Consider the following 15497-nt stretch of genomic DNA (forward strand, 5'->3'; position numbering starts at 1 on the left):
CCGAACCACCATGGCGTACGACGTCGAGAAGCTGGACGAGCAGTGGCGCGCGGAGCTGAACCCCGCGGAGTACGCGGTCCTGCGCCAGGCCGGCACAGAGCCCGCTTTCACAGGCGAGTACACCGACACCAGGACCAAGGGCGTGTACTCCTGCCGCGCCTGCGGCGCGGAGCTGTTCACGTCGCGTGAGAAGTTCGAGTCGCACTGCGGCTGGCCGTCCTTCTACGACCCCAAGGACACCGACGCGGTCGAACTTCTCGACGACCGCTCCCACGGTATGGTCCGCACCGAGGTCCGCTGCGCCCGCTGCGGCTCCCACCTGGGCCACGTCTTCGTGGGCGAGGGTTACCCCACGCCCACGGACCAGCGGTACTGCATCAACTCGATCTCACTGCGGCTGACCCCGGACGAGGAGTAGACCCCGGACGGGGAGCAGGGAGACCGACGCGCCGCCGGGGACCCGCGCACGCCACGGCACACCTGACCGCAGGCCCGGGCCCCGGCAGGAGCCGCCTCAGGGTTCCCGGCGGGTCCGGTCATGCGGTTCGGGCATGCGGGACCAGCTCACCGGGTCGCGGCCCCGGCGCCCCCGTCCGACGTGTCCCGCGGTGACGCGTAGCGGAGTTCCAGGTCGTCGTAGTGCTCCTTGGCGACCAGGCGCTGGCGTTCGCTGAAGGGGACGAGGTCCGCCTCGGCTCCGTCGAGGGTGCCGTTGTCGCGGAGTCCACGCAGGACGACCTGCATCCCGTGCACCGAGGCTTGCAGTGCGGCGTTGGCGTAGAGGACGACGGCGAACCCCAGCGCGTGCAGTTCGGCGCGGGGCAGCATCGGTGTCTTGCCGCCCTCGACGATGTTGGCGATCTTCGGCACGCCGGGGGCGAGCTTCCCGACGGCCCGCAACTCCTCCGTGTCGCGCACGCCTTCCACGAAGAGCATGTCGGCGCCGGCCGCGACGTAGGCGTCGGCGCGCCGGAGAGCTTCGGGCAGACCCAGCGCGGCCCGGGAATCGGTGCGCGCGACGATCACCGTGGCCGGGTCGCGCCGGGCCTCGGCCGCGGCCCGGATCTTCTGGACCATCTCCTCGGCGGGGATCACGAGCTGGCCGTCGAAGTGGCCGCAGCGCTTCGGGCTGACCTGGTCCTCCAGCTGGATCGCGGCGGCGCCGGCGCGTTCCAGGGTGCGGATGGTGCGCGTCAGGGTGACCGCGTTGCCGAATCCGGTGTCGGCGTCGACCATCAGGGGCAGCGCGGTGACCTCGGAGACGGCCGTGACATGGGCGGCCAGCTCGGGCAGGGATATGAAGCCGAGGTCCGGGAGACCGAGGTAGGTGTTGGTGATGCCGGCCCCGGTGATGTAGGCGGCCTCGAAGCCCAGGTCCTCGACGACGCGCGCGGCCAGCGCGTTCGGCACACCGGGCAGCAACAGGCCCTCCGGCCTGCCGGCCAACCGCCTCAGCCGGTCGCCGGGGGTGAGGGTATCGGGCATCGTCGGGTCCTCTCGGTTTCGTGCGGCCGGGGCCGGTCGCGGTCAGGGCCGGGCGCCGGTTGCCGGGCGCCGGGTGTGGTCAGGGCCGGGCGCCGGGCGCGGTGGGCGGCACGGCGGGGCCGAGGCCGGCGACGTTCTCGGTCATGGCGGTCAGGATGTTCCGCAGGCTGTTGGCGATGTGGAGCGCGGTGGCCTCGGCGGCGGCGGTCTCGTTCCCAGCGGCGATCGCGGCGCAGATGGCCACGTGCTCGTCCACCGTCTGGCGCATCCGGGCGGGGCTCTGCCGGGCCATCTGCCGGAGGCGCTCGATGTGGCCGCAGATCCCCTGAAGGGCGTCGACGAGATAGGGGTTGCGGGTGTGTGCCTGGACGGCGGTGTCCAGCTTCGCGATCAGCTCGTAGTAGCGGCCGTAGTCGCCCGAGACCGCGGCGTCGTCGAGAGCGTCGCGTTCGGCCTCGAAGGAGTTCGAGAGGTCGGTGAAGGCCCGGCGGTCGGCGTCGCGTGCGCACAGCCGCGCGGCGTACGGCTCCAGGGCCTCGCGCATCTGGAAGTGGTGCACGACGTCCTGCAGGGTGATCTCGCTCACCACGGCCCCCCGGCCGGCGCTGATCTTGACCAGGCCCTCGCGTGCGAGCCGGTGCAGGGCCTGGCGCAGCGGTGTCCGTGAGACCTCCAGCTCCCGGGAGACGCGTATCTCGCTGAGGTGCTGGCCCGGAGGCAGCTCCCAGCGCACGATCTGGTCGCGCAGCCGCTGGTAGGCGAGTTCCGCCTGACTGAGTCCCTGCGAACCGGTCGATCCCACCCGAAGCTCCCGTCGACGTCTCATTGACAACCGCGGCCCTGATTGTACACAGTCTGACATCTCATTTACATGCAGTCTGTATACAAGCTGGAGGCAGGGATGGATACACCGGCGCCACCGCAGTCGCCGCCCGTCGGTCTGGGCCAGGGCCGCGCGTTCCGCCGTACCGTCGGTGCCGCGGTCGTCGGGAACGCGCTCGAATGGTTCGACTGGTCGACCTATTCGACGTTCGCGGCCCTGTTCGGGCCGCGGATCTTCGGTTCGAGCGGGGACACCGCCCTGCTCAGCGCCTTCGCGGTGTTCGGCGTGGGCTTCGTGATGCGCCCGCTCGGAGGGCTGCTGCTCGGCCGGTTCGCGGACCGGAGGGGGCGGCGCCCGGCGCTGATCCTGTGCATCTGCCTGATGGCCGTCGGCTCCCTCGCGATCGCGCTGTGTCCCACCTTCGACCAGGCCGGCGTGGGCGCGGCGGTGATCCTCACCGCCGCGCGGCTGGTGCAGGGGCTCTCGGTGGGCGGCGACTACGGAGCGAGCCCGGTGATGCTGAGCGAGGTGGCGGACCCACGGCGGCGCGGGCTCGTCAGCAGCCTGCACTACGTCAGCCTGACCGCGGGGCTGATCTCCGCGTCGGTCGTCGGATGGGTGCTCAGCGCCCTGCTGACCGAGGGACAACTGGCGTCCTGGGGTTGGCGGATACCGTTCCTGCTCGGTGCGTTGGCCGCGCTGTGGGGCCTGTACGTGCGCCGCTCGGCGGAGGAGTCACAGGAATTCCTCCGCTCCCGCCGGACGGAGGAGCCCACCGCCGGCGCGGCGGGGGCGCCACACGGGGGGAGGGGCGCCGTCAACGTACTGAAGGTCATCGGGATGACCGCGCTCGGGTCCATGACCTTCTGGACCCTGACCTCCTACCTGCCGAACCACGCGCAGGCCCGGATCCCGGAGGGCTCGGTGTTCGCGGCGAGCACCTGCGCCCTCGTGGTGTTCCTGCTCGTCCAGCCGGCCACCGGCTGGCTGTCGGACCGCATCGGGCGCAAGCCCCTGCTGGTGGGCTACTCCGCCGGGTTCGCCGTGCTCGCCTACCCGCTGTTGCAGGGGATCCGCCCGGAGAGCGGCCTCGCGCTGTTCGGTGTCATGACGCTGGGGCTCGTGGTCTTCTCCGGCTACGGCGCGCTGTCGGCCGCCTTCCTCGCCGAGCAGTTCCCGGCGCGGTTCCGCTCGACGGGGACGGGCATCGCGCACAACGTGTCCTCCGCGCTGTTCGGCGGCACGGCACCCTATCTCCTGACGAGTCTGGGGAAGGCCGGTCACACCGGCTGGTTCGTCGGGTACGTGGTGGTCGCCGCGGTGGTGGCGGGCCTGCTGTTCTCCCGGATCCCCGAACTGGCCGGCAGGGAGCTGCCGCTGTGACGCCGCTGACCGGCGTGGACTGCCACGCCCACGTGCTCAGGAAGAACGTGCCGCTGGCCGCGGAGCGGCACTCCGGGCCGGCGCGGGACGCGCCCGTGGAGGAGTACCTCGGGCTCCTGGACGCCGCCGGGTTGTCCCATGGGGTGCTGACCGCGCCCAGCTTCTACGGCACGGACAACACCGTGCTGCTGGACGCCCTCCGGGCCGCTCCGGAGCGGCTGCGCGGAACCGTGTCGGTGTCCCCGACGGCGCCGGTGGACCTGGGCGGCCTCGCCGCGCGGGGGGTCGTGGGGATCCGGCTGAACTGGAGCAGGCGCCGCCGCTTCCCCGATCCGTCGGCACCGGCCTACCGGGAGCTCTTCGCCCGGGCGGCCGAGCACGGGCTGCACGTCGAGGTCATGATCGAGGACGAGCACCTGGCCACGGTGGGCTCGGCGGTCCTGGCGGCCGGGGCCTGCCTGGTGGTGGACCACCTGGGCCTGCCGGGCGCGGCCGGGTCGGCGTTCCTGACCCGGGCGCTGGCGACGGGTTCGGTCTGGGTGAAGCTGTCCGCGCCGTACCGCTGGCCGTCACCGGATCGGGCGCTGGAGGTCGTCACGTCGCTGACCGAGAGGTTCCCGCACCGGCTGGTGTGGGGCAGCGACTGGCCCTGGGTCTCCCACGAGGACGTGGCCGGAGACTTCCGCGGCTGCCTGAGCCTGCTCGACGAGTGGGTACCCGACCGCTCCCTGCGGGAGGCCGTCCTGCGGGACAACCCCGCGGAACTGCTCGGCCTGGGGTAGCACGGCGCTGGTCGTCCGGGCGTTCCCGGACCCTGGCATGAGCGCCGGCGGCCGCCCGCGGCGGGACGTGCTCCCGGTAGCGGCGCGGCGCGATGCCGAAGATCCGGGCGCCGCGCACACGCAGGCCGTCGCCTGCGGGGCGCCGTCCGCCGGGCGAGGGCGAGGGCGAGGGCGTCGCGCGGTGCGGGTGTTCCGCGCGTCCCGGGCGCCGCCCCGCGGGGTGGCCGCACCTCGCTCCCGCCACGCGCAGGCGCGGGGCGACCGCGGCGGGCGCCACCCGGCCGAGGTAGTGGAATATTCAACCAGTGGTCCTCGTTGCCGGCACCGAAGGAGGTCATGAGTGGACATCACATACGACGCCCCCCAGCCCGCGTACTACTCCCACGGAACGGCGGCGGAGCGCTGGGAGCGCGCGCAGCTGTTCTTCGGCGCCAAGGACTACGCCGCCGCGGCCCGGGTCCTCGACGGCTTGGTCGCGGAGGTGCCGGAGCAGACCGGACCGCGCCTGCTGCTGGCGCGTGCCTACTACCACTCGGCCCAGCTGCGCCGAGCCGAAGCCGAGCTGCGCGTCATCGTGGAACGCGACCCGGTGGAGCACTACGCCCGGCTGATGCTCGGCCGCACCCTCGAACGCCAGGGCCGCTCCGAGGAGGCGGAGTCGCACCTGCGGGTCGCCGCGGCGCTGTCGGGCGACTTCGACCGGATCTGAGCCGGCCGCGCCACCCGGGCGGCCCAGGGACCGGCGACTCCACGCGTTCCCCGTCGTCACACGGTGTGGGGGACGGCGCTGCCGCCCGCACGGGCGGGTGCGGGCGGCAGCGTGGGGATGGGTGACGAAGGCGGTTACGGCCCGGAGACCAGCTTCGTCACCTGGTGCGAGGAGTTGGCCGCCTCGCCGGTGTCGTTGATGACGTGGCTGATCGTGCCGGTGCCGCCCAGGGACACCGTGACCAGGTCGTGGAAGCGCACGCCCGAGGTGACGGGGACCTCGAAGGAGTGGGCCTCCACGACACCGGGGTTGGTGCTGAAGAAGGCGTAGCTGCCGAGCCCCCACGCCTCGTGGCTGGTGACGCCCGCCCCCACCTTGTAGGCGGGGTAGCCCTGGGTGCCGCCGTTCATCCACGCCGACTGGTTCGGCGGGTCGTAGGGCAGCTCGTTCTGGAAGAAGTACGTGCGCCCGCCGTTGCCGTTCCAGATGACCTGGGTCTTCTGGTAGTGCTCGACGAAGAGCCCGTACGCGGTGACGTCGTCGCCGTTGACGATCAGCCCGTTGTCGGCGGTGTTGCTGGTCCAGCCGACGCCGCTGCCGTGGTCGGCCCGCCACAGCCACAGATGGTCGGCCAGCACGTCATCGCTGTTGATGACGACGCTCTGGGTGGCCTTGCCGACGCCCGCGCCGCCGACGCGCACGAAGAAGTCGCTCAGCGTCGTCGGGTCGGCGGAGTGGTCGGCCGAGGAGCCGTCCTGGCCGATCCGCACCAGCAGGTTCGAGTTGGTGGTGCCCGCGTCGACCAGCAGCCCGGCCAGCTTGATCCCGTCCACGTCCGCCGTCGAGATCGCCGTCACGCCGTTGTCCGGCACCAGTGTCGCGAGGCCGAGACCCAGCACCACCGTGTCGGGCCGGGTCACGTTCAGCGTCTGGCTGAGGTGGTAGACGCCCGGCGTGAACAGCAGGTTCTTGCCCGCGGCCAGCTCCGCGTTGATGGTGGCGGCACTGGCCCCCGGCTTGACGATGTAGAACTGGTCGATCGGCAGCGAGGTGCCCGCGGGGGTCCTGCCGTACCAGGTGGTGCCGGAGCTGCTGGACTGGACCGCGGGCACGAAGACCTGGTAATGCCCGGCGGAGTCGACGTACAGGAACGGCTTCTCGCGGGTCTTCGGCGCCGAGGCGACCGTGGTGTACGTGGGGTTCGGGAAGCTCTGCGCCGGTGCGCCCTTGGTGCCGACGAAGACCTGGTTCCAGTTGGAGCCGGTCCAACCGCCGATCTCGGAGTCACGGGTCAGCCACTGCTGCTGGCTGCCGGAGTTGATCTGCCCGTCGACCTTGGTGTCCGAGATGAAGCCGCCGCTCGACCAGCCGCCGTCGTCGAGCACGAGGTTGCCCTTGACGTGCATGCGACGGTAGGGGGCGGCCTGGGAGACCGCCCAGCGGTCCGTGCCCGAACTCGGCCGTACGGAGAGGTTCTCGGCCTCGCGCCAGAAGTTCTGGGTGGCGTTGCCGTCGAACCAGTCGGCCTCCGCGTGCACGGCGCCGTTGATCGTCACGTCGTCGGGGCTCATGCCGAGCCCGGCCACCTGGGTGAAGAAGCCGACGTTGGCGTCCACGTCGTACGTGCCCGGCTTGAACAGCAGCGCGTAACGCTGGCTGCCGAACTGGTTGGTCTCCTGCTGCGCGAAGACCGAGTTCAGCTTCGCCTGGATCGTCGCGGACGACATCGACGGGTCGAAGATCGCGACGTTCGGGCCCAGGTCGGGGTTGCCCCCGCCGGGCGGCGGGGTGGTGTCGCCCGCGCCCGGGAAGTTCCACTTCTGGTTCGCGGTCCCCGCGCAGTCCCACAGCTGGAGCCGGGCGCCGTCGGCGTTGTCGTTGTCCTTGATGTCCAGGCATCTGCCCGACTTGGTGTTCACCAGGTCGTGTGCCGCGGTGTACTGCCACTTCTGGCTCGCGACGCTGTCGTAGCACGTCCACATGTGCACCGCGGAGCCGTTGCCCGTGGCACCGTTCACGACGTCGAGGCACTTGCCGAGGGCGGTGAGACTCCCGTCGGAGTTCAGCGTCCAGGTCTGGTTCGGGCCGCCGTTGCAGGACCACATCTGGGCGGGCGTGCCGTCGGCGGTGGAACCGTCCGTCACATCGAGGCACTTGCCGTTGCCCTGGTTGGAGATCTCGCTGGCCGCCGCGGCGGCGGAGCCGCTGCCGACCGCGCTGAACAGCCCGGCGGCGACGAGCACCGCCGAGGCGAGCGCGGCGTGGGGAGCGAGGCGTCTTCGGCTGCGTGCTGCCAAGGTCATAGGGGGCTCATTTCTGCTCGGAAGCGGTGGGGGGCCGCGGCCCGTGGTGCGTGGGGCTGGGCAGCGGGTCTGACGGGGAGCCACGCGAGCGGAGCGGACCGCTTCCGCGGGGCGGTCCACCCTGACGTGCGCCCGGCCGAACGGAGTCCGGGCACGGCCCAGGACTAGTTGTTCGGCTTTTTCTAAGGCGTGAAGTTTCTAGGGCGTGAAAGTAGGGCTTCACTTATCGGCCGTCAACCCTTCACACGGTGACGGCCGATGGGGCATATGGGCGGCGCATCGACACAGCCCCGTCGCACCCCTTGATTGGAAGCGCTCTCATTCCCGATGGTGTGATGCCCCGTTCTCAGGAGACTCATGTGCAACACACAGGAACACCCCCCGGCGGCCACGGTCGTCCGGCCATCCGCGTGGTGTGCCGCGCCGTCACCTGACAACGTTGTCCAACACTGATCCCCCGCGTGCTGCGGCGGGTTGACGACCGGTCAGCCCCGGCACCGGCTGCCCACCCCGGGCACCACCTGCCCCGCGCGGCGGTCGCACGACACCACGTCCGGCTACAGCAAGGAGTCGCACCCATGCGGCACAGACCCATGCGGCACAGATCCCGGTACCGGCGTCCCGGTGCCGCGCTCGCCGCGGCGATGAGCGGCCTGCTCGTCGTCGCGCTGGCGCAGACGGCCTCGGCGGCGCCGGGCGCCGCAGCGGCCCGCCCGGCGGGTTCCTTCGCCTCGTCGTTCGAGGACGGCGAGCCCGCGCCCGACTGGCAGAGCACCGTGGACACCGACGCCGCGGGTCGGCCGCGCTCCTCGGGGGTCGACGGACAGTACAGCACCGGCATCCCGGGCAACGTCATCGACCATGTCACCGATGTCCGGGCCAACGGCGAGAACACCGGCGCCGGAGAGGTCGCCGCCAACCTCGCGGACGGGCTGTCCGGCACCAAGTGGCTGGCGTTCACCACCAGTGGCTGGGCCGAGTTCGACCTGGACAAGCCGTTCGCCCTCACCCGCTACGCGCTGACCTCCGCCAACGACCACGACGAACGCGACCCGAGGGACTGGACGCTCAAGGGCTCCACCGACGGCAAGGACTGGCGGACCCTCGACACCCGCACGGGCGAGGCCTTCACCGAGCGCGCCCAGACCCGCACCTTCGACATCACCACCGACGGCGCGCCCACCGCATACGCCCACTACCGCATCGACTTCACGAAGAACAACGGCGGCACCGACGCCATCCAACTGGCCGACGTCCAGTTGTCCACCGGCGACACCGACCCGCCCGGGCCCAAGGACATGCAGACGCTGGTGGACCGGGGCCCGAGCGGCTCCCCGACCGCCAAACCGGGCGCCGGCTTCACCGGCAGGCACGCCCTGCGCTACGCGGGCACCCACCGCTCCGACGGGCGCGGCTACGCGTACAACAAGGTCTTCGACGTCAACGTGGCCGTCGGCCGCGACACCGAGCTGGGCTACCGCGTCTTCCCCTCGATGCCGGTGACCGACCTCGACTACCCGGCCACGTACGTCTCGGTGGACCTCGCCTTCACCGACGGCACGTACCTGAGCGACCTGGGGGCCGTGGACCAGAACGGGTTCCGGCTCAGCCCCGAGGGGCAGGGCGCCTCCAAGTCCCTCTACGTCAACCAGTGGAACGACCGCACCTCGCGGATCGGCCGGGTCGCAGCGGGCAAGACCGTCGACCGCATCCTCGTCGCCTACGACGCGCCCAAGGGCCCCGCGGCCTTCCGCGGCTGGGTCGACGACATCAGTCTCGCCGCGAAGGCGCCCGAGAAGCCGAAGGCACACCTGTCGGACTACGCGCTCACCACCCGCGGCACCAACTCCAGCGGCGACTTCTCCCGCGGCAACGACCTGCCCGCGACCGCCGTCCCGCACGGCTTCAACTTCTGGACGCCGGTCACCAACGCGGCCTCCACCAGCTGGCTCTACGACTACGCGCGCGGCAACGACGAAGACAACCTCCCCACCATCCAGGCGTTCGCGGCGAGCCACGAACCCAGCCCCTGGATGGGTGACCGGCAGACGTTCCAGGTGATGCCGTCGGCCGCCGCCGGCACCCCGGACACCGGCCGCACCGCGCGGGCCCTGCCCTTCACGCACGGCAAGGAGACGGCCCGCCCCTACACCTACGGCGTCACCTTCGAGAACGGGCTGAAGACGCAGATCGTGCCCACCGACCACGCCGCGATGATGCGCTTCACCTACCCCGGTGACGACGCGTCCGTCATCTTCGACAACGTCTCCGAGCAGGGCGGCCTCACGCTCGACAAGGCGAGCGGCGTCGTCACCGGCTACTCCGACGTCAAGAGCGGCCTGTCCACCGGCGCCACCCGGCTCTTCGTCTACGGCGTCTTCGACGCGCCCGTCGTCGCCGGCGACTCCCACGGCGTCAGCGGCTACCTCCGTTTCGACGCGGGGGAGGACCACACGGTCACGCTGCGCCTGGCCACCTCGCTGATCGGCGTCGACCAGGCGAAGGCCAACCTGGCGCGTGAGATCCCGGGGGACCGCTCGTTCCAGGCCGTCGAGCGGCAGGCGCAGCGGCAGTGGGACACCATCATGGACCGGGTCCGCGTCGAGGGCGCGAGCCCCGACCAGCTGACCACGCTCTACTCCAGCCTCTACCGCCTGTACCTGTATCCCAACTCCGGCTTCGAGAACACCGGCACCACCGCGCACCCCCGCTACCAGTACGCGAGCCCGTTCTCCGCCATGCCGGGACCCGACACCCCCACGCACACCGGCGCGAAGATCGTGGACGGCAAGGTGTACGTGAACAACGGGTTCTGGGACACCTACCGCACCACGTGGCCCGCCTACTCCTTCCTCACCCCGAAGCAGGCCGGTGAGCTGGTGGACGGCTTCGTCCAGCAGTACAAGGACGGCGGCTGGATCTCCCGCTGGTCCTCGCCCGGCTACGCCGACCTGATGACCGGCACCTCCTCGGACGTGGCCTTCGCCGACGCCTACCTCAAGGGTGTCGACTTCGACGCCGAGGCGGCCTACCAGGCGGCGCTCAAGAACGCGACCGTCGTCCCGCCGTCCTCCGGAGTCGGCCGCAAGGGCATGAAGACCTCGCCGTTCCTCGGCTACACCAGCACCGACACGGGCGAGGGCCTGTCCTGGGCCCTCGAAGGCTACGTCAACGACTACGGCATCGGCCGGATGGGCCAGGCACTCTACGAGAAGACGAAGGAGCAGCACTACAAGGACGAGTCCGCGTACTTCCTCAACCGGGCGAAGGACTATGTGAAGCTCTTCGATGACAAGGCGGGCTTCTTCCAGGGCCGGAACGCCGAGGGCGACTGGCGCGTCCCGGCGGAGAAGTACGACCCGCGCGTGTGGGGCTACGACTACACGGAGACCGACGGCTGGGGCTACGCCTTCACCGCGCCCCAGGACTCCCACGGCCTCGCCAACCTCTACGGCGGCCGCGACGGGCTCGCCAAGAAGCTCGACACGTACTTCGCCACGCCGGAGACCGCGTCCACCCGGTTCGCGGGCTCCTACGGCGGCATCATCCACGAGATGACCGAGGCCCGCGACGTCCGCATGGGCCAGTACGGGCACAGCAACCAGGTCGCCCACCACGTCACGTACATGTACGACGCGGCGGGCGAGCCCTACAAGACGCAGGAGAAGGTCCGCGAGGTGCTCTCCCGGCTCTACACCGGCAGCAGCATCGGCCAGGGCTACCACGGCGACGAGGACAACGGCGAACAGTCCGCGTGGTACCTGTTCTCCGCGCTCGGCTTCTACCCGCTGGTCATGGGCGGCGACGAGTACGCCGTCGGCTCCCCGCTGTTCACCAAGGCCACCCTGCGGCTGGACAACGGGCACACGCTGGTGGTGAAGGCTCCGAAGAACAGCGCGCGGAACATCTACGTCCAGGGCCTGAAGGTCAACGGGCACCGCTGGACGTCGACCGCGCTGCCCGCGTCCCTGCTGTCCGGGGGCGGGGTGCTGGAGTTCGACATGGGACCCGAGCCGTCCTCCTGGGGCACCGGCAAGGACGCGGGCCCCACCTCCCTCACCCAGGGCGACGAGGTGGCCGAGCCCCGCTCGGACGCGCTGACCGCGTCGGGGCCGCTGACCGACAACACCTCGGACACCACCGCGCCCCTGACCTCCGGGGAACTGCCGCTGTCCGCGCCGGCGAAGGCGATCCAGTACACCCTCACCTCCGCCGACCACACCGCCGCGCCCAGCGGCTGGACCCTCCAGGGCTCCGCCGACGGCCACACCTGGCGGGACCTCGACCGGCGCACCGACCAGACGTTCACCTGGGACAAGCAGACCCGCGTCTTCACGGTGAGCACGCAGGGCGAGTACCGGCACTACCGGCTGGTGCCCGACGGTGACGGCGGCACGCTCGCCGAGGTGGAACTCCTCGCCTGAGCCCGCCCCTGAAGGTGCCGGGGCGTCCCCACACGCCCCGGCACCGGTGTACCGGGGCCCCACACGCCCCGGCACCGGTGCGGGTGTCGTCCCGACCCCTCCCGGCGCTCCGGACCCACGGGACCTGCCACGAGCTCCGGACCCACGGGACCTGCCACGAGCCCCGGGCCCATCGCGCCCATTGCAGCGAAGTGGTTACATACCGGGCACGGCCCGCGCACGCCCGGCAGGCAGGCTCGCTTTTCAACAGCTGGCAGCAGGCAGCAGGCCGGGCCGGCAGGGCGAGGGAGTCTGTGGTGAGAAGTGTTCGTACGATCGTGGTCACCCTGGTCGCGGGGGCTCTGTCCGCGTAGATCGCCATCGCCGGGGACGGCGACGGACTGCACGTCACGGACGCCAGCCGGTTCGCCTCCGGTTACGTCCCGTACGTGGTGATCGTGCTCCTGCTCGGTGGCACCGCTCCCGGCGCTCTGCACGCGGTGATCCGCGCTGCGGGTGCACAGCTGATCATGGTCTGGGGCTACTACACCTGGGGACCGATGACCAACTTCGAGCGGACGCCCACCAAGGCCATGGACCTCGCCGTGGTGTGGTCCGGTATCGCCCTCACCGCCGTGCCGGTGGTGGCACTGGGGGCCTTCGGCGTGGGATGGGCCCTTCGGGCCGCGGTGCGAGCACGGCGGGCGGGTTCCGGGACCGGACCCGGACCTACCCCGCACGGAGGCATCCGCGTGCCGGTCGCCCGGCCTCCCGGCCGTGCGACCGGCGCCGTCCCTGACGCACCCGCCCGGCCCGGCACGCCCAACGGTCACTGGCCGTGATCGATGGCTTGGCGAAGGGATACCTGCACAGCGCACGGGAGCGCTCGGCCGGAAGCCACCACGTGCTGTGACAGGTCCATACAGGACCCACCGGGCACACATCTCAAGCTCGGTCCCGCGTTCTCCTTTACCGGACCATTGCCGTGCCTGGAATACACAGGGAAACGCGCGGTTGTACCACCTATGGCAACTCTTGGACTCATCGGCAGCGGACTCATCGGCAGCACTCTTGCGCGGCTCGCCGTGGACGCCGGCCTCGACGTGGTGCTCAGCAATTCGCGCGGGCCCCAGACCCTGGAAGACCTGGTGACCGAGCTCGGCCCGCGGGCTGGCGCGGGGACCCCGGAGGCGGCCGCGGAGGCGGGCGACTGGGTCGTGGTCACCATCCCCCTCAAGGCGTTCGACCAGGTCCCGGCCGGGCCGCTGGTGGGGAAGACGGTCATCGACACCGGCAACTACTACCCGGAGCGTGACGGTGAGATCGCCGCGCTCAAGGACGGCAGCACCACCGAGAGCCAGCTCCTCCAGGGGCACCTGCCCCAGTCCCACGTGGTGAAGGCGTTCAACAACATCTTCTTCAAACACCTGGCCGCGCTCGCCCGCCCGAAGGGCTCGCCGGAGCGGACCGCGCTGCCCATCGCCGGCGACGACCCGGCGGCCGTCGCGCACGCCACCGAGCTGCTCGACCTGCTTGGATACGACGCGGTGGCCTACGGCACTCTCGCCGACAGCTGGCGCTCGCAGCCCGGCACGCCCGTCTACGGCCTCCCGTACGCGGGCGGCGCCGCCGACTTCCTGAACGTGGCGGCCGTCCCCGCCCCCGCCGAGACCATCCGCCCCCTGCTCGACGCGGCCACCCGCTGACCTCCGCCGTGGACGGTCCCGGCCCTGACCTCCGCCGTCGGCGGTCCCGGCCCGGGGCCGCCCACGGCGCACGCGGCTCCGGCGCGGGGCACGGGTCAGCTCTCCGTGCCGGTGTCGAGCACGGAGCCCGAGGGCGACCAGGCCCGGGTCTCGATCGGGGAGAAGTCGTCCGCCTTCCCGTCCAGGCGGGCCATGCGGCGTTCGGAGAAGGCGCGCGCCGTCCGCTCGTCGAGCGGGGGCACGAAGGTGTTGTCCACGGCCGTGTACTCGGCGGCCAGTCGTCCCACGGGATGCAGCGCGCCCACGTCGATGCGCCCGTTGGGCAGGTAGACGTCGTCCCGCACGTAGAAGCGGACGACCTTCGCCCACACGATGCCGCCGATGTCCTCGGGGAGCGCGAAGATCCGCTCGACCTCGCATTCCAGGGCGATGGGGGCACCCTTGACGCGGTCGGGTTTCACCCGCTCGGAGGGCTCGCGCTCCAGGCCGACGGCGTCGAACTCGTCCACGTCGGGCTCGAACTCGAAGGCCGAGCGGTGCATCTCGTACGCCTGGGGGACGGTGGCCATGTTGGACACGAACTGGCCGGTGTCCCTGATGTTGCGGAAGCTGTCCTTCGGCGTCACCCCGTCCGAGCGTGGCTGCATCGACAGCGACACCATCGGCGGCTTGCGGCCCACCACGGTGAAGAAGGAGATCGGCGCGAGGTTGGGCACACCCGCGGTGGACAGGGTGCTGATCCAGGCGATGGGGCGGGGGATGACGCTGCCGATGAGGAGCTTGTAACTGGCTGCGGCGTCGAGCTCTTCCGGGTCGATGATCACGGTGTGTTCCCTGCTTGCCGGTGGCGTCGGGTGAGAGGGGCCCCGGAAGCGCCGGGGAGGGACGAGGCCGGCGATCGGGACGGATGCGTCAGAGACACCCTGTCAGCCGATAATATGACCGGTCGTCTTGCCGGGCAAGGGAGGGTCCACAGAGGGCACGCGTGCGGCCCGTGGAGCGCGGTGCGCGGGCTCCGGCGGGCGATCAGCCGAGGACGAGCGGGAGGCTCGCGGCCAGTTCGGCCAGTTCGGCCTTCTCCGCTTCGGCCGGGGCGCGCCGGCCGGTGCCGATCAGCAGCGCGTCCTTGTCGGAGAACGACGGGGGGAACGCCGCACCGGCGAGCTTCTCCAGCAACTCCCGTGACTGGGCGAGCGCTTCGGCGGGCGGATCGACCGCGGCCGGGAGGTGTGCGATCAGGTCGAGGTGGTGCAGCGTCCACTCGAGGACGTATGCGGAGAGGTAGTCTCCCGCGGTGAGCACCTGGCCGCGGGTGCCGACCCGGGCCGCGGGGTCCGCGAGTCCGGCGGCGCGGCCGGCGGCGGAACCGACGTCGTCGAGGTGGAACTTGAGCAGCCAGGGCTCTTCGTACGCGGCGGCGAGGCGGACGGTCAGCGCGTCGAGCGGGTCCTCGCCGGTCGGGGCTTCGACGATGTCCCAGTAGGTCACCGCGTCCCGGGTCGGTTCCGCTTCTGCGGGGGTGGCGAGGGTGATCAGGACGTCCTGGGCGTCGATGATCAGGTGGCACACCAGGTCCCGCACCAGCCAGCCGGCGCAGCCGGACGGCCGCGCGAAGTTCGCGTCAGGGAGGTCGGCGACCGCCGTGCGCAACGCCGCCCAAGAGCGTGAGAAGAGGTCCACGGCCGCAAGCTAGCAGCGCCCGGTCCCCCGCGGCGACCGATTTCCCGGCCCGCGGACCCCGGGCGGAGTGAGGCCTCTCCCGGGCCGCCGGTCGGGGCGCCGTGCGGCTCCGTCTCGTGAGGCGGGCGCGGCCCCGGTCGCCGGAGCAGCCCTGCCGATCGTCGCACCGGTGGGCGCGGTGGCCGCTCCGGGCCGGGACCGATCGCGGCCACCACCCGCCGGG

12 protein-coding genes are annotated in these 15497 nt (G+C 71.5%); 7 read left to right on the forward strand and 5 right to left on the reverse strand.

The features are described from left to right. The first annotated feature begins 10 nt into the window (after positions 1-10). Entirely contained in the window at positions 11-418 is a 408-nt protein-coding gene (gene msrB / locus ACSMXW_RS29385) for a peptide-methionine (R)-S-oxide reductase MsrB (protein ID WP_485800758.1), read from the forward strand. A gap of 146 nt (positions 419-564) precedes the next feature. On the opposite strand, the gene ACSMXW_RS29390 is transcribed toward msrB, so the two are convergent. Both ACSMXW_RS29390 and ACSMXW_RS29395 read right to left on the reverse strand, forming a co-directional pair. Next, the gene (locus ACSMXW_RS29390; protein ID WP_485800760.1) at positions 565-1485 is read right to left on the reverse strand and encodes an isocitrate lyase/PEP mutase family protein; all 921 of its coding nucleotides are present in this window, start codon (positions 1483-1485) and stop codon (positions 565-567) included. Positions 1486-1564: 79 nt separating this feature from the next. Next, a complete protein-coding gene (locus ACSMXW_RS29395) occupies positions 1565-2287 on the reverse strand; it encodes a GntR family transcriptional regulator (protein WP_485800762.1) in 723 nt (240 codons plus the stop codon). A 99-nt stretch (positions 2288-2386) separates the two neighbouring features. On the opposite strand from ACSMXW_RS29395, the gene ACSMXW_RS29400 reads away from it, so the two are divergent. The 3 genes from ACSMXW_RS29400 to ACSMXW_RS29410 all read left to right on the forward strand — a co-directional run bounded on the left by ACSMXW_RS29400 (position 2387) and on the right by ACSMXW_RS29410 (position 5182). After that, positions 2387-3691, forward strand: a complete 1305-nt coding sequence (locus ACSMXW_RS29400; RefSeq protein WP_485800763.1) for an MFS transporter — start codon at positions 2387-2389, stop codon at positions 3689-3691. Then, complete coding sequence (locus ACSMXW_RS29405; RefSeq protein ID WP_485800764.1) at positions 3688-4473, forward strand: amidohydrolase family protein; 786 nt, start codon at positions 3688-3690, stop codon at positions 4471-4473. Before ACSMXW_RS29400 ends, ACSMXW_RS29405 begins: the two co-directional genes overlap by 4 nt. Before the next feature lie 340 nt (positions 4474-4813). Next, complete coding sequence (locus ACSMXW_RS29410) at positions 4814-5182, forward strand: tetratricopeptide repeat protein (protein ID WP_485800766.1); 369 nt, start codon at positions 4814-4816, stop codon at positions 5180-5182. A 134-nt stretch (positions 5183-5316) separates the two neighbouring features. On the opposite strand, the gene ACSMXW_RS29415 is transcribed toward ACSMXW_RS29410, so the two are convergent. Next, positions 5317-7485 (reverse strand): RICIN domain-containing protein, encoded by a 2169-nt coding sequence (locus tag ACSMXW_RS29415; protein WP_485800767.1) that lies wholly within the window; start codon positions 7483-7485, stop codon positions 5317-5319. 644 nt (positions 7486-8129) lie between these two features. Between ACSMXW_RS29415 and ACSMXW_RS29420 the strand changes: the two genes are divergently transcribed. The 3 genes from ACSMXW_RS29420 (at position 8130) to ACSMXW_RS29430 (ending at position 13594) form a co-directional block, all read left to right on the forward strand. After that, positions 8130-11909 carry a GH92 family glycosyl hydrolase gene (locus tag ACSMXW_RS29420; protein ID WP_485808389.1) on the forward strand — a complete coding sequence of 1260 codons (3780 nt, stop codon included), beginning with the start codon at positions 8130-8132 and terminating at the stop codon, positions 11907-11909. A gap of 428 nt (positions 11910-12337) precedes the next feature. After that, complete coding sequence (locus ACSMXW_RS29425; RefSeq protein ID WP_485800769.1) at positions 12338-12730, forward strand: hypothetical protein; 393 nt, start codon at positions 12338-12340, stop codon at positions 12728-12730. Positions 12731-12913: 183 nt separating this feature from the next. Continuing rightward, positions 12914-13594 carry an NADPH-dependent F420 reductase gene (locus ACSMXW_RS29430; RefSeq protein ID WP_485800771.1) on the forward strand — a complete coding sequence of 227 codons (681 nt, stop codon included), beginning with the start codon at positions 12914-12916 and terminating at the stop codon, positions 13592-13594. A gap of 95 nt (positions 13595-13689) precedes the next feature. Here ACSMXW_RS29430 and ACSMXW_RS29435 read toward each other — a convergent pair whose 3' ends face one another. Both ACSMXW_RS29435 and ACSMXW_RS29440 read right to left on the reverse strand, forming a co-directional pair. Beyond that, entirely contained in the window at positions 13690-14418 is a 729-nt protein-coding gene (locus ACSMXW_RS29435; protein ID WP_485800773.1) for a flavin reductase family protein, read from the reverse strand. 202 nt (positions 14419-14620) lie between these two features. Next, a complete protein-coding gene (locus tag ACSMXW_RS29440; RefSeq protein WP_485800774.1) occupies positions 14621-15274 on the reverse strand; it encodes a maleylpyruvate isomerase N-terminal domain-containing protein in 654 nt (217 codons plus the stop codon). Positions 15275-15497: the final 223 nt, after the last annotated feature.

The organism is Streptomyces sp. DSM 116793 (assembly GCF_057320905.1).